Genomic DNA, 14,095 nt, shown 5'->3' with positions numbered 1-14,095 from the left:
CGGGCAACTGCTCGCCTAACCACCAACCCCCATCTCCCCCCCCCCCTGCATATACATGTAACCCCCCCACCCCAACACCAGGGCCTCACTGGTCATCGCCCCCCCCGACCGCCGGCGGCGCTGCCGGTGGCGGGGTGCCCGCCTGGCTCTGCGGGCTTCGGCACCCGCGGCAGTTTCCTGATGCCGGAGCCGAACAACGTAAGCCACGATCGACTTCCCGAAGGAGTCTCCGCATTGCCCGACCTCCCCATTCCCGCCGACCCCGCCGTGCTGCACCCCATGCCCGGTCAGCCACGCGTGGTGCTGCTGAAACCGCTGGTCACCTCGCCGCTGATCGAGGTCGGCGAGTTCTCCTACTACGACGACCCCGACGACCCCACTGCCTTCGAAACCCGTAACGTCCTCTACCACTACGGACCGGAGAAGCTGATCATCGGGAAATTCTGCGCCCTGGGCACCGGTGTCCGGTTCATCATGAACGGCGCCAATCACCGCATGGACGGCCCCTCGACCTTCCCGTTTCCCACCATGGGCGGCTCGTGGGCGGAGCATTTCGACCTCATCACCGATCTGCCGAGCCGCGGGGACACCGTCGTCGGCAACGACGTCTGGTTCGGTAACGGCGCGACGGTGATGCCCGGGGTCCGGATCGGCCACGGCGCGATCGTCAGCACCGGCTCGGTGGTGACCGGCGACGTTCCCGATTACGGGATCGTCGGCGGTAATCCGGCCCGGCTCATCCGGAAACGCTTCAGCGACACCGAGATCGCCCGGCTGCTGGCGGTTGCCTGGTGGGATTGGCCGCTCGATCACCTCACCGGGCACCTTCGCACGATCATGTCGGGCGATCTCGCCGATCTCGAGTCCGCGGCACCACCGAAGTGAGTGGTGGCGGTCTCCGGGGCGACGGTCATGTCAGGAGCCGTTCGAAGTCCTGGCGGTCGCCCCGCTCCGCGCCTCCGGAGTCGTCTCTACCGTCCGGTGGTGGTCGCGGGCTCGTTCCGCTATCGCGACGATTTCCTCGCGCAGCGCGGCCGGGCCGATCACCTCGACCTCGGGCCCGAAACCCACCAGCATCGCCGCCGCCGCCCGCAGACTGCGCACCTGCACGCTGAACACCTCCGGATCTCCGGCGGCGGGTTGCGGATCGGCGAGCACGGTGACCGAGAGCGACCGCAGCACCATCGGCAACCGCGGCCGATGGATCCGCAGCGTGATCTCGGTGCCGGGGACACGGCGGAAATCGTCGCGCATCTGCTTCCATACCTTGCGCAGATCCAGATCGGGGGGACGGTTCGCGGTGGTGCCGAGCCGGCGGACCGCACTGATCCGGGATATCCGGTAGCTGCGCGGACGGCCGCGGTGGGCGGCGACGAGATACCAGGTGGTACCGACCTGGAGCAGGCCCCACGGGTCGACGGTCCGCTCCCCCGGCGCGGCTGCCTCCTTGGACTGATATCGGATGCGGATCCGTTCGTCGTCCAGTACGGCCGCCTGGACTGCGGCCAGCGCGTCGAGGGTATCGGGGTCGCGGTGCCAGCCGCCGGCATCGAGGACGATCCGCTCCCGGACGTGGTCGACCAGCCGGTACTCGTGGTCGGGCAGTGCGGAGGCGAGTTTGTGCAATGCGCTGCAGAACGAGCCGCCGAGTCCGAGCGCCTCCGCCGTGCCCCGGCCGCCGGCCACGAACAATGCCCGCGCTTCTTCGCTGGTGAGCTGTTCGACATCCGGTTCGTATCCGGGGACCAGCGCGAATCCGCCGCCGCGACCGTGCTCGGCGTAAACCGGGACACCGGCAGTCGACAGCGCGTCCATATCACGCAGCACGGTCCGTTTGGTGACTTCCAGCCGGCGGGCCAGTTCCGCGGAACTCATCCGCCCGTGCCGGCGCAGCAATTGGACGATCTGGAGTAGCCGGTCCGCACGCACCCGTCCAGGATCCCACGAAATGGTGACATAAGATGTCACCGATCGAGTCCGAGGCTGGTGTCATGACACAGATTCCCGATTTCCGAGCAGATCTCGCCGCGGCGCATCAGTGGGTCGCCGATCTCATGAACGCTGTCCGCCCCGAGCAATGGACCGCCGCGACCCCCTGCACCGATTTCGACGTCCGCCGCCTGCTGGAGCACCTGTCCTGCCATCCGGCCAAGATCGCGGCCACCGCCACCGGCGCCGACCCGAGGACCCTGCCCGCCCGCGCCGATATCGACGAGAACGATCCCGGCGAGGACTACCTGAAACGGGCAACCGCCGCACTCGACGAATGGGCCGACGATTCGCTCCTCACCCGCACTGTCACCGCCCCCTGGGGCGCGGCCCCCGGCGGACTGGCGCTCGGCGGGTACCTGATGGAAACGGTCGCCCACGGCTGGGATCTCGCCGTGGCCACCGGCCAGGATCCCGAGGCCGACCCCGCCCTCGTCGCCAAAGCCCAGGCCGTCGCCGACCGCGCACTCACCGATGACTCCCGGGGTCCCGGTGCCCCGTTCGGCCTTCGTATCGAACCGCCCGCCCAGGCCGGTCCCACCGAACGGCTCGCGGCCTTCCTGGGCCGCTCCCGTCCCGGGGATCGCTGACCGTCCGCTGCACCGCCCGGCCCCGCCGACCAGAACGAGGGACCCGGCGGGACGCAGGTGCAGCGCTTACTCCCCGCCGGGCGGTCGGCGGCGGCTATCGTGAGCGCATGGCCGCTGTACCGCCTACGGGGAATCACACTGTCTCCGAGGCAGATCTGCCCTGGTGGATGTCGATCGGACCCGCGATCGCGACGATCACCAGCCTGTTCATGCTCACTTCTGTGTACGAGGCCGGACGGCTGTCGCACATGATGCTGGACCTGGGCTTGCTGCCTCGGGATTTCCTGTTGCTGGCTGTCGTCCCGTATCCGGTCGCCGCCGCGATCACGTTCGCGCTCGGGTTCCTGCTCGGCGGCCGCTCTCCGACGGCGCTTGTCGTTCCCGCGCTCGGCGTCATGATCATCGGTGTACTGCTCACGTCGTTCGCGAGTGGTGCCGCGCTGTTGCTCGTAGGCCGTGTGATCAGCGGACTCGGCGCGGGTGTCGCAGTGGGGGTCACCATGGCGGTGGTGCGCCGGGTCGAGGGCTCGCGGGCTGTCGCGGCTACCGTGGTGGCGGTTCTCGGTCTCGGGGCCACGGTGGCCGCACCGTTCGTCCACCGGGCGATCTCGGAGGTCCTCGACTTCCGAGTGGCGTATCTGGCGACGGTGCTCTTCCTGCTCGCCGCGATACTCGCCTGCGCCGTCAGCGGAATCGCACGCAGTGTCACCGCCGGTCGTACTGCCCGGGCGGCGCCGTACGGCATGCCCTACCCGGCGGCGCCGCCGTACCCCGGACCGCAGAACCCGGGTGCTCAGTACCACGCACCGCAGAACCCGGGTCCCCGATATCCGGCGCCGCAATACCCGGTCGCGCAGAATCAGGCACCTCAGCATCCCGCGGCACCATATCCGCCACCGACCCCAGGCCCCTGAACTGCGACGACCGCTCCCCCGCCCTCGCACGACCCGCATATTTCCGCCGGGAACACCGCGCCCGGTGACGCCGAACCGGCATCCGGCTACCGTGGATCGGTCGGGATCGGCACCGAGAAGGATGTGCACAGTGACACTGGTCGATGCGGGCCCGGGCGGCCTCGATGAGGTTCTGGCCGATCTGCGGTGGAGATTCGTCCAGCGCGAGGTGTTCGTGCTGGAGCCGGGTCGACGGCAGTACCTGACGGGCGAGCCGAGTGCACTCATCGTCACCGAGGGCCTGATCCGGGTCGAAGGCCTGGAGGAGCCGGAAGACCTCGCACTCGGGGATTTCCTTTTCGTCCCGCGCACCGGCCGTTTCGCGCTCAACGCCCTGTCGGAAGCCCGCGTGCTGCGGATTCAGCTCGCGCCGGTCACCACGGGCGGCGCCATGGACGCGCTGCCGCCGCGCGTGTTGCTGACCGAATTCACCCGGCATACACCGCTGGCCGCGACGATGATGCAGCATCTTGTCGAGCAATGCCCGGATCCCCATGGTGTGCAAGGCGACCGGGTCTCCACCCTGATCGCCTCGATGGCGATCGAAACCTGGCATGCCCGCGGTTGCGCCCCGAAGCGGTGGCTGCTGCGGGTGAACGAACCGGGGATCGCGCGGGCGGTGGCCGCCATGCACGCCGACCCCGGACAGGATTGGACCGTGGAAGCGCTGGCGCGCGTCGCGTTGGCGTCGAGATCCGGTTTCGCGGCCAGGTTCCAGGAGGCGACGGGCCTCACGCCGGGGCGGTATCTGACGAAACTGCGGATCGAGCGGGCGCAACGGTTCCTGGCCGATCAGGAGATTTCGGTGGGTGCCCTGGCCCGGCAGCTCGGCTATCGATCGGAGACCGCGTTCGGTCGGGCGTTTCGCCGGCATACGGGCCGCACACCGTCGGAGTGGCGGCGGGCGACCCGGATACCGGCGACGGAACGGGCTACCGCGGCGCGCGGCTGAGCGAGACCCGGATCAGGATGCCACCGATCACCGCCGCGACCGCGGCCAGACCGTAGGTCGCGGCGAGGCCGATACCGTCCACCCCGCGGCCACCGACCGCGGAGCCGAGGATGATCGCGAGCTGAAAACCGCCTACCACCAGTCCGCTTCCGGCTTCCACCCGGTCGGGCAGCATACGTGACACCCAGACCTGTACGAGGTTCAGGATGCCGCCGAACGCCGCACCCCACAGCACTGTTGCCAGGTAACCCAGTGGCGGGAACACACCGGAGGCGATGATCGCGACCAAGGACAGTCCGATGGCGGCCGGAACCGCCGGCAGCAGCACGCCCAGCCGCCGATCGGCCAGTGAGCCGAGTACGAAATTGCCGGCCAAACCACCGATCCCGAACAGGGCGAGCAGGACCGGGATCACCGCCTCCCCGGCGCCCAGGAGTTCGGCCAGCGCCGGCCGCACGTAGGTGTATCCGGCGAAATGCCCACCGATCACGGCAACCACGCTGACCAGGCCCAGCACCACTCCCGGTGCACGAAGCGCGCTGACCGTCGCGGACAGGCCGATTCCCGGTGCCGGCGCGATGGGCGGCAGAACCAGACGCACGGCGACCGCGGTGAGCACGGTCAGTCCGGCCGCGACCACGAAAACGGTCCGCCATCCGGCGTAGGTGCTGAGCAGCACACCGAGCGGTACACCGGCCACCGTCGCGACCGTGGTTCCGGCGTTCACGATCATCATCGCCCGACCGAGCCTGGACGCGGGCACCAGTTGCGACGCGATCACCAGCGCCATCGACCAGTAACCTCCGACGGCGACGCCGAGGAGTAGCCGCGCGATCAGCAGCAGAACGATATTCGGCGCCACTGCCACCACGATGTTGGACACCGCGGCGGCGACGGTGAGCGCCACCAGCAGCGTGCGCCGGTCGATCCTCGGGAACACCGAACTCAGCCCGAGAGCAGCCAGCAGGGCGGTCAGGGCAGTGGCGCTCACCGACAGGCCGACGATTCCCTCGGCAACGTTCAAATCACCGGCGAGCGCGGTCAATACGCCGGGCGGCAGGAATTCGGCGGTCACCAGGGAGAAACTGCCCAGGAACATGATGGACAGGGCGGGCCACGCCCGCCGGGTCGATTCCGGCGTCGCCGCGCCGGGTGTCAGTGTGCTCGTTGTCATGCCCGATACAACAAGTGGGCACCGCCGGGCACGCGACCGAAACGCCAGAGCAATCGACCCGAACGCCACGGTTTCGGTGCGCGTGCCCGGGCTCAGTCCGGCACCAACCTCCACAGCGAGGTGATCTCCTGCCGCCGGGCTTCGTGGAGCGGGTCGGCGGCGTCGGTGGCGCGGGGGTGCTGCGGCGAGGTGTCGTAGCGGCCGGCGACGCGGAGGCCCGCCTCGGCGATGAGTGTGCGGAGTTCGTCGCGGGTCCGCAGGCCGAGACGTTCGGCGAGATCGGACAGGATGAGCCAGCCCTCGCCGCCCGGAGTGAGATGGTCCGGGAGTCCGTGCAGGAAGCGGCGGAGCATCTCGGAGTCGTGGTCGTAGATACCGAGTTCGAGGGCGGATGTCGGCCGCGCCGGGAGCCAGGGCGGGTTGCATACGACCAGGTCGGCGCAGCCGTCCGGCCAGAGGTCCGCCTCGACCACCCGCGCGGCGACGCCGAGGCGGTCCAGGTTCGCGCGAGCGCAGCGCACCGCGCGCGGGTTGATATCGGTGGCCACCACCCGGGCCCCGCGCCGGGCGAGGACGGCGGCGAGCACACCGGTGCCGGAGCCGAGATCGAATACCAGCGGATGCTCGGTTCCCCCCGGCAGTGGTGCACGGGCGACGAGGTCGATGTATTCCCCGCGGACCGGCGAGAAGACGCCGTAGTCGGGGTGGATACGCGCGCCCAGCGCGGGTATGTCCACGCCTCGTAGATGCCATTGGTAGGCGCTGAGCACACCGTACAGTTCGGGTAGCGACACACAGACTCGTTCGGTGCCCCCGCCGGCCGGGCCGTACGCGTGCTCACATGCCGGGCGCACATCCGGCGCCCGGCGCAGCCCGAGGGCGTATCCGGGCTCCAGCACCACCAGCACTCTGCCCAGGAGTTCGGCGCGCGCTGCCCGGGTGGCGCGCTGACTCTCGAAGAGCGCCGCCGGATCATTCCCGGTCACCGCCGCCCGCGGACTCCGCTGCCGGCGCCGTTCCAGGGCCCGGACGAGTTGGCGGGCATTGTGGAAATCACCCCGCCACAACAGCCCGGCCTCCGCCTTGGCAAGGCGGTGAGCGGCGTTCGCGGTGGTGCGGTCGTCGATGACGACGATGCGGGCGGGTGCGGGGGACGCGTTCTCGGAATGCCAGCGCGCGGAGAATTCTGTCCCGTTCTCGGTCCAGCCGATGGTGGTCATGTCGTACTCCTGGGGAACGAAGGTGCCTCGGGTCGGCATCGCTTCGATGCAGGAGAACGGCAGAGATTACCCCGCGGCCGGTACGCGGACCGGGCGGAACGCACCCCGCATCGAAGCGCGGGGGCGACGATCGCCCAGCACCATGCCCATGACCACGGCCGATTCCCTCCGTTGTGTGTAGGTACATCCTTGCACGTGCTCCGATGCCCGGTTCGACCGCGGGCGATGCGCCGGAACCAGGACAACCGGCCTGCCCGGTACGCGGCTGACCGAACCGACGGCGCTCGCAGCGCCGACCGGGCGGCGCACGCCGAGCCGAGTGCTACCGGATGCTTCCGGCCCGGCTCGCGACTGCGGGTGCCGATCGAGGCGGACGCCGGATGCAGCGGGATGGCGAACGCAGCGCGGGCCGGTCCCCATTCGAGACCGGCAGATTCTGGCCTGCGCCCCTCGGGGTATCCAGCGCTCCGCCGGGCGCGGGACAACGGATGGTTGTGGACAGCAGGGAGCCGGTTGTTGGAAAACTCCTACCCGGATCCGGTGTGATGCTCGGACATCGGCGTTTTCGAAGGAGTCAGGTGCACGGGCGATTCGGGTCCGATTTCGACCGGCTGTGGTCGGCCTACGCGGTCAGTACCTACGGTACGTGGATCGCCTTCGGCGCGTTTCCGCTGATCGCGGTGCAGGTGCTGGATTCGTCACCGTTCGCGGTGTCGCTGCTCGGGGCGGCGGGGCTCGCGGTGGCGGCGGTCTTCGCGTTGCCGCTCGGGCCGTGGGTGGATCACCGGGCCGAACGTCCGGTGATGGTCGCGATGGATCTGATCCGATTTGTCGCTTTGGCGAGTATTCCGGCCGCGTACTTCCTGGATGCGCTGTCCTTTGGTCAGTTGCTGATCGTTTCGGTCGTCTCCGGAACCGCGAATATCGCCTTCACCGCCGCCTCCGGCGCATACCTGAAACACCTCGTCCCAGGCGAGCGACTCGTTGCCGCGAACGCGAAATTCGAGAGCACCACCTGGATTTCGACCGCTATCGGTCCACCGCTCGGCGGCGCACTCATCGGATTGCTCGGGCCGGTGGTCACCGTCCTGGCCGACGCCTTCAGCTACCTGATCTCCGCGCTGGCGGTCTCGCGGATCCGCGGTCGAGATATCGCGACCACACGCGATCCCGCCACCCGGCGGCGCGCCGCCGACCTCCTCGGCGGCGGGCGGTTCATCCACCACGACCCCGTGCTACGCCGCCTGTTCCGCAATTCCATCCTCGTGAGCGGGCTGATCAGCGCCACCGTCCCGCTGCTGGCCGTCCTCCTGCTCGGCGAATACGGTTTCACGGCTTGGCAATACGGCCTCGCCTTCGGTGTCCCGGCGATCGGCGGTTTCGTGGGAGCCCGCCTCTGCGCACCGCTCGTGCACCGCTACGGCCGCCACCGGGTCATGACCGTTTCCGGCTGGTTGCGCTCACTGTTCCCGCTCGGCCTCGCCTTCGTCCAACCCGGCGTCCCCGGGCTGGTCACCGTCATCGTCGTCGAAGCCCTGCTGAGCACCTGTATGGGCGTTTTCAACCCGATCAGCGCCACCGAACGCCTGCAACGCACCCCCGCGGATCACGCCGCCCGAGTACTCGGCACCTGGAGTGTCGGCAGCAAACTCGCGCAGGCCGGCCTCACTGCTCTCTGGGGCATACTGGCCACACTCACCAGCCCACTCACCGCGATCACCCTCTCCGGTGTCCTCCTGCTCGCCACGCCGCTCCTGCTTCCCCGGCGGCAGCACTTCGCGGAGACCGATCCCGCCGCGACCACATCTCCCGACCACGGTGCGACGGCACAAAAGATCCCGGGCCGACAAGAGATTCGGGCACTGTCAGCCGGGGCGCAGGGCAGTATCGAGGAAGCGGCGGGTGGAGCGGGACGGCGGTGGGGTCCGGCGCCAGCCGAGATGGACGGGTGAATCGGGGATATCCGGCAGCTCCCGGTAGACCACGCCCGGGTGGGGCGCCCGGTGGACGGCGATGGCAGGCACCGCACCGATGCCACGGCCCGCGCTGACGAGTTCGAGCCATTCGTCGAAGTTGCGGCAAGTGATGATTTCCCGATCGGGGTGCGGGTCGGTCCAGCTGTCGGGCGTGGTGGTGCCGGACCGGGGATTGACGACCACAGGCTGGTCCGCGAGTTCGGACCAGCGAAGGCCGGGGCGGGCGGCGAGCGGCGAATCCGCCGCCACCGCCAGGACGCGGCGTTCGGTGCCGATGCGATGCCAGGCGATGGTGTCGTTTCCGTTCCGGGTGTTCCGGACGAGCGCGATGTCGAGGTGACCGCGGGCGAGGTCGCCGACCGGGTCGTCGGTGCGGTGGATGGCGAGGCGGCCGCCGAGCTCTTCCCAGCGGGCCCGCACCCGGGCGAACCATTCCGCCGGCAGCAGCCAGGCGAAGCCGAGACGGACTTCCGCGCGGCCGCGCATATCGGCTTCGAGTTCGGTGAGATCGGTGAGGATGCGCTGGGCTCGGCCGCGGAACTCGCGACCGTCGTCGGTCAGTTCGAGACGGCGGGTGCCGCGGTCGACCAGGGTCGTGCCGAGAATCCGTTCGAGGTCTTGTACGGCGCGGGTGAGCGACGGCTGGGTGAGGTGCAGCCGGGCGGCGGCGCCGGTGTAGGTACCTTCCTCGCACAGTGCGACGAATGCGGCGAGATGCCGCACCTGCAAATCCATACGTTCAGCGTATACCCCATGATCAACAGGCATTTCCGGCCAGTTCCGCGAACTCGTAGCGTTATGGGACGTGAGTGAGGTACGAGTAGCCGCTCCGCTGGTGCGGGGCCGGATGGTGGGCGTGGCCGCGGCGGCCGGGCTGGCGGCAGCGATGGGTGTGGGCCGTTTCGTCTTCACCCCGCTCCTACCGATCATGACCGCGTCGGCGGGCATCAGCGCCGGAGACGGCGCACTGATCGCGACCGGGAACTACGCAGGCTATCTGGTGGGCGCACTGCTCCTGGCTCGGCGCCCCGGACTCGGTACGCGCACACTGTTCCTGATCTGGTCACTGCTGCTGGTCGCGAGCGAAGTCGCGATGGCCGCGACAGCAGCGGTCGGGGTCCACACAGCACTGCGCTTCATCGCCGGTGTCGCCGGCGCGGCGATTTTCATCGCGTGCGCGTCCACCGTCGCGCAGCACCGGGCCGAGGGCGCATCGCCCGGTGTGGCCTTCGCCGGGGTCGGCGCGGGTATCGCCGGCACCGGCATCTACACCTTGCTCGCAGCACCGCACCTGTCCTGGCAAGGTCTGTGGATCGGTTCGGCCGTGCTCACCGCGATCCTGCTGGTTCCGGCACTGCTGGTGGATATCCGGCCGGAAAGCCGCCCCGGCGATACCGTCGGTACCGGCAGTGGCGGTCCGGCGGCACGGCGGTCGTGGCGGCTGCTCCTCGGTTCCTATTTCGCCGAGGGCGTCGGCTACATCATCGTCGGTACCTTCCTCGTCGCCGCCGTGTCCGGCACCGGCAGTGCCTCGGCGGGCGCGCTGGTCTGGACGGTCGTCGGCCTCGCCGCGGCGGTGAGCACAGTCGCGTGGCACGCCGTGGCCGGCCGGATCGGAACCGGTCCGGCCCTGGTGACCGCCCTGCTCGTGCAGGCCGCCGGGACCGCGGCGGCCGCGGTATCGGACAGCGTCGCCGCCGCCCTGGTCGCGGCCGTGGCGTTCGGCGGCACTTTCATGGCCGTGGTGGTACTGACGCTGGACGCGGCCCGCAGGCTCGGAATCGCCCATGCCGCAGCCGTACTGACTGCCGCCTACGCGACCGGTCAGGTCATCGGCCCCTTACTGGTGGTACCCCTCGTCGGCTCATCCTTCACTTCGGCGTTCGCCCTGGCCGCGCTGATCATCGTGTTATCGGCCGCCCTGGCCCGCGCCGCCACCCGAGTACGGCATCGCACGTCCGGCCGTGCCGTCAGCGGTTGAAACCTGCTACACCGCAGCCCAGCTCGCGGACGTGCGGATCGGAGCATCGAATACTGCTGTGGCCGAACGTCTTCAGCTATCGGACCCGGGTCCGGTGCGATCCTCCGGCGCATCGTCGCCGGAGTCGCCCTGCATAGCCAGGCCGAAGGAAATTCCGATGGCGACACCGATCCCGGCACCGATAGCGAGGTTGCCCAGCGCGACCCCCACGGCCACACCGATCGCCAACCCGATGGCCACCCCGGCTCCCATGCCGCCGCTCAGGGGACCATTGCGCTTCGCAGGACCGACCATGCCCCCGATGCTACGTGCCGGGTTCGCGGGGACGAACCGCCGCACCGCACCGGTACCTCACCGAAATGCGTCGAGGTTCTCTTCGGCCCATCGCCGGAACGTCCGGGCAGGCGATCCGGTGATCCGCGCGACCGTATCGCGCACGCGCAGCAGCTCGTCGCCGACATCGCCGCCGGTCACATCCAGCACGGCGTCGGCGGCGTCGGCACCGAAGACCTCGACCATGGTCGCGCGCGCCTGCTCCCGGGTGATTTCGTCGACTTCGATATCCCGGTTCAGCAGCCCGGCAATGGTCGATATCTGCCGACGCGCACTGATCTGCTCGGGACCGGTCAACACATACCGGTGTCCGCGGTGGCCGCGTTCGGTGAGTGCGACGCGGGCCACCGAGGCGATATCGGCGGGATGGATCGTGGGCAGGGCGGTATCGGCGTAGGGCACCCGAATCGACTGGTGCGCCCGGATTTCCGCCGCCCACATCAGGGCATTCGAGGCGAACTGGGTCGGCCGGAGGATCGTCCATTCCATCCCACTGTCTTCGAGAAGCTTCTCGGACGCCGCGTTCTCGGCGGCCGGACCGAGGTGGGGATGTGTTTGCACCGTGATCGACGACACCAGCACCACATGTTCGACACCGGCCCGCCGAGCGGCGTCGAGTATTTCGGCATCGTTCCCGAGCCGAGGCAGGAGGAACATCGATCGCATACCGTCCAGCGCGACCTTCAGCGACGCGCTCTCGGCCAGATCGCCTTCGACGGCCTCCACCCCTGGCGGGAACACGGTACCGGCGATATCGCGAGTGAGTGCCCTGATCGGCCCGGCGCCGACCGCGTGCAGCTCGTCCAGCAGAGAGCGCCCGATATTGCCGGTGGCTCCGGTGACCAGAATCATGTGCGTTTCCTCCTGTGCGGCCGACGACCACCACAGACGCTAAAACCTCAACTTTTATAGAGGTCAAGCCCAGCGGCCACGCCACAGGGGCATCCGAGTTTCGAACCAGTGCTCTTACCGATCGGCCGAATTCGCGGTGAACTGCCGGCGGTAGGCGGTGGGGGTGGTGCCGAACGCGGCGGTGAAGTTCTGGCGGAAGGTGACCGCGCTACCGAAACCGCAGGCCGCGGCGAGGCTTTCGATACCCCAGTCGGTGGTTTCCAGGAGCACGCGCGCCTCGTCGAGGCGGCGTTCGAGGATCCAGCGGGCCGGTGTCGTCCCGGTGGTTCGCTGGAAATGCCGGACGAAGCTGCGCCGGCTCATCCGCGCCTGCTCGGCCAGTATGTCGACGGTGAGCGGCTGGTCCAGCCTGCCCAGGGCCCAGTCGAGGACGTCTCCCAACGCGTCCCCGGTGGCGGGCCGGGCCAGGGGGCGTTCGATGTACTGCGCCTGCCCGCCTTCCCGATGCGGCGCGACCACCAGCGACCGGGCCACCCGGGTCGCGGCGGCGGCGCCGAGATGTTTGCGGACCAGGTGCAGGCAGGCGTCCAGTGCGGACGCGGTGCCGGCCGAGGTGAGCACATCGCCGTGGTCGATGTAGAGCACCGAGGAATCCACTCGGACCCCGGAGCATCGCCCGGCCAGCAGCGGCATCGCCGACCAGTGGGTGACGGCCGTGCGCCCGTCGAGCAGGCCGGCGTCCGCGAGCGGGAACGCGCCCAGGCAGAGTCCGGCGATCGTCGCCCCTCGCCCGTGCGCCGCGGTGAGTTGTTCGCGCAGTTCGGGGCCGGTCGGCGCGGGCGGTAGCGACCAGGACGGAACGATCACGATATCGGCGTCGTCGACGATATCGGGCCCGGCGACATCACCCAACGGATACCCCTCGGCCGTTCGGATCGACCCGCCGTCCGACGACCACAGCCGGGTCTCCCAATCGGTGGCGAGCCCGAGCCGGGTCACCTCGCCGAACACCATCAGTGGTGCCGCCAGGTGGAACATGGTGATCTCGTCGAAGGTGTAGACAGCGATTCGCATCCGCGCTCCCATTGTGGCCTGATCCCATCGAAAGTATGCATTCGTGCCACTCGCGGTGGTCCGGGCGGGGGCGAACAATCGAGTGGGACGCCTTCCCGGCGTGCCACCGCCGACCTCCCGAGGAGCAGAATCCTTATGTCGACCCCCCGCCGCGCCCTCATCGTCGTCGATGTCCAGCAGGAGTACTTCGCGGGCCCGCTCGAGATCCAGTTCCCCCCGCGCGACGAATCACTCGCCAATATCGTCGCCGCGATCGATTCCGCGCTCACCGACGAAATCCCGGTGATCATCATCCAGCACCACAGCCCCGCCGGTGCACCGGTTTTCGTGGAAGGCACCGCGGGCTGGGCGCTGCACCCGGCGATCGAGGAACGCGCCGCAGCGGCGAGCAAGCATGTGCACAAGCAGTACGGCAGCGCCTTCGCCGGCACCGACCTCGCCGAGTGGCTGCACGCCCGCGAAATCGACACGGTGACAATCGCCGGCTACATGACCAACAACTGCGACCTCGCCACCGCGGTGGAAGCGGAAGGCCACGGCTTCACCGCAGAGGTGCTCTCGGACGCCACCGGCGCCGTCCACCTCGCCAACGAGGCCGGGCAGGTACCGGCGGAGGTTCTGCACTCGACCCTGATGGTGCTGCTGCAATCGAACTACGCGGCCGTCGGCACGACGGCCGAATGGATCGAAGCCCTGCGCTCCGGCGGACCCCTGAACAAGAGCAACCTGGTCAGCTCGGCGGTAGCGGGTCGCGCGGCCGTCGCACCGGTGCCCAGCGCCTGAGGCCGGCGCGACCAGCGGCCATCACCGGCCACGATCGATACCCCGGCCGGCACCGGCCTGGGGGGGGGGGGGGCCGCGGGTGGCGACCTGGTCGTTGCGGGAACGTCCGGCCCGCAACCGGCCGCCGAGTTCGGTGCCGACGCGTTCGATGAGCCCGCGTTCGAGCGCGCCGTGGACATCCTCGTCCGATTCGGCGGCCACGAAGGCGCCCGTTTCGA

General features: G+C 69.4%; 15 protein-coding genes. 7 read left to right on the top strand and 8 right to left on the bottom strand.

The window, feature by feature from the left end; all coding sequences use genetic code 11:
- Positions 1-279: 279 nt before the first annotated feature.
- A complete protein-coding gene (locus QH195_RS09110; RefSeq protein ID WP_280435028.1) occupies positions 280-885 on the top strand; it encodes a CatB-related O-acetyltransferase in 606 nt (201 codons plus the stop codon).
- Between the two features lie 30 nt (positions 886-915).
- Here the strand turns inward: QH195_RS09110 and QH195_RS09105 are convergent, their stop codons facing one another.
- Positions 916-1,968 (bottom strand): helix-turn-helix transcriptional regulator, encoded by a 1,053-nt coding sequence (locus QH195_RS09105; protein ID WP_280435027.1) that lies wholly within the window; start codon positions 1,966-1,968, stop codon positions 916-918.
- A gap of 23 nt (positions 1,969-1,991) precedes the next feature.
- Here QH195_RS09105 and QH195_RS09100 point away from each other — a divergent pair, with 23 nt between their 5' ends.
- The 3 genes from QH195_RS09100 (at position 1,992) to QH195_RS09090 (ending at position 4,484) form a co-directional block, all read left to right on the top strand.
- Complete coding sequence (locus QH195_RS09100) at positions 1,992-2,579, top strand: TIGR03086 family metal-binding protein (RefSeq protein WP_280435026.1); 588 nt, start codon at positions 1,992-1,994, stop codon at positions 2,577-2,579.
- A gap of 107 nt (positions 2,580-2,686) precedes the next feature.
- The gene (locus tag QH195_RS09095) at positions 2,687-3,493 is read left to right on the top strand and encodes a hypothetical protein (protein ID WP_280435025.1); all 807 of its coding nucleotides are present in this window, start codon (positions 2,687-2,689) and stop codon (positions 3,491-3,493) included.
- Between the two features lie 121 nt (positions 3,494-3,614).
- Complete coding sequence (locus QH195_RS09090) at positions 3,615-4,484, top strand: AraC family transcriptional regulator (protein WP_280435024.1); 870 nt, start codon at positions 3,615-3,617, stop codon at positions 4,482-4,484.
- Here QH195_RS09090 and QH195_RS09085 read toward each other — a convergent pair.
- Positions 4,465-5,658, bottom strand: a complete 1,194-nt coding sequence (locus tag QH195_RS09085; protein WP_280424221.1) for an MFS transporter — start codon at positions 5,656-5,658, stop codon at positions 4,465-4,467. The genes QH195_RS09090 and QH195_RS09085 overlap by 20 nt on opposite strands.
- A gap of 92 nt (positions 5,659-5,750) precedes the next feature.
- Complete coding sequence (locus QH195_RS09080) at positions 5,751-6,878, bottom strand: methyltransferase (RefSeq protein ID WP_280435023.1); 1,128 nt, start codon at positions 6,876-6,878, stop codon at positions 5,751-5,753.
- A gap of 578 nt (positions 6,879-7,456) precedes the next feature.
- Here QH195_RS09080 and QH195_RS09075 point away from each other — a divergent pair.
- Positions 7,457-8,830: an MFS transporter gene (locus tag QH195_RS09075; RefSeq protein WP_280435022.1), complete on the top strand. Its 1,374-nt coding sequence runs from the start codon at positions 7,457-7,459 to the stop codon at positions 8,828-8,830.
- On the opposite strand, the gene QH195_RS09070 is transcribed toward QH195_RS09075, so the two are convergent.
- Positions 8,744-9,589, bottom strand: a complete 846-nt coding sequence (locus tag QH195_RS09070; RefSeq protein ID WP_280435021.1) for a LysR family transcriptional regulator — start codon at positions 9,587-9,589, stop codon at positions 8,744-8,746. The genes QH195_RS09075 and QH195_RS09070 overlap by 87 nt on opposite strands.
- A gap of 70 nt (positions 9,590-9,659) precedes the next feature.
- Here QH195_RS09070 and QH195_RS09065 point away from each other — a divergent pair, with 70 nt between their 5' ends.
- The gene (locus tag QH195_RS09065) at positions 9,660-10,835 is read left to right on the top strand and encodes a YbfB/YjiJ family MFS transporter (RefSeq protein WP_280435020.1); all 1,176 of its coding nucleotides are present in this window, start codon (positions 9,660-9,662) and stop codon (positions 10,833-10,835) included.
- Between the two features lie 72 nt (positions 10,836-10,907).
- Here the strand turns inward: QH195_RS09065 and QH195_RS09060 are convergent, their stop codons facing one another.
- The 3 genes from QH195_RS09060 to QH195_RS09050 all read right to left on the bottom strand — a co-directional run bounded on the left by QH195_RS09060 (position 10,908) and on the right by QH195_RS09050 (position 13,094).
- Positions 10,908-11,129, bottom strand: coding sequence for a hypothetical protein (locus QH195_RS09060; protein ID WP_280424226.1), 222 nt, complete (start codon positions 11,127-11,129; stop codon positions 10,908-10,910).
- Positions 11,130-11,186: 57 nt separating this feature from the next.
- Positions 11,187-12,020, bottom strand: a complete 834-nt coding sequence (locus QH195_RS09055) for an SDR family oxidoreductase (protein ID WP_280435019.1) — start codon at positions 12,018-12,020, stop codon at positions 11,187-11,189.
- A gap of 114 nt (positions 12,021-12,134) precedes the next feature.
- On the bottom strand, positions 12,135-13,094 hold the full coding sequence (locus tag QH195_RS09050) for a GlxA family transcriptional regulator (protein ID WP_280435018.1): 960 nt from the start codon (positions 13,092-13,094) through the stop codon (positions 12,135-12,137).
- Between the two features lie 135 nt (positions 13,095-13,229).
- On the opposite strand from QH195_RS09050, the gene QH195_RS09045 reads away from it, so the two are divergent.
- A complete protein-coding gene (locus QH195_RS09045) occupies positions 13,230-13,877 on the top strand; it encodes an isochorismatase family protein (RefSeq protein WP_280435017.1) in 648 nt (215 codons plus the stop codon).
- 21 nt (positions 13,878-13,898) lie between these two features.
- On the opposite strand, the gene QH195_RS09040 is transcribed toward QH195_RS09045, so the two are convergent.
- Positions 13,899-14,095, bottom strand: a 197-nt coding sequence (locus QH195_RS09040) for a hypothetical protein (RefSeq protein WP_280435029.1), incomplete at its 5' end; no start/stop codon positions are given.

This window comes from Nocardia carnea (genome assembly GCF_029868855.1).
Taxonomy (GTDB): domain Bacteria; phylum Actinomycetota; class Actinomycetes; order Mycobacteriales; family Mycobacteriaceae; genus Nocardia; species Nocardia carnea_A.
Note: the sequence above shows the minus strand (reverse complement) of the source record. Positions and strands in the feature narration are given on the sequence as shown.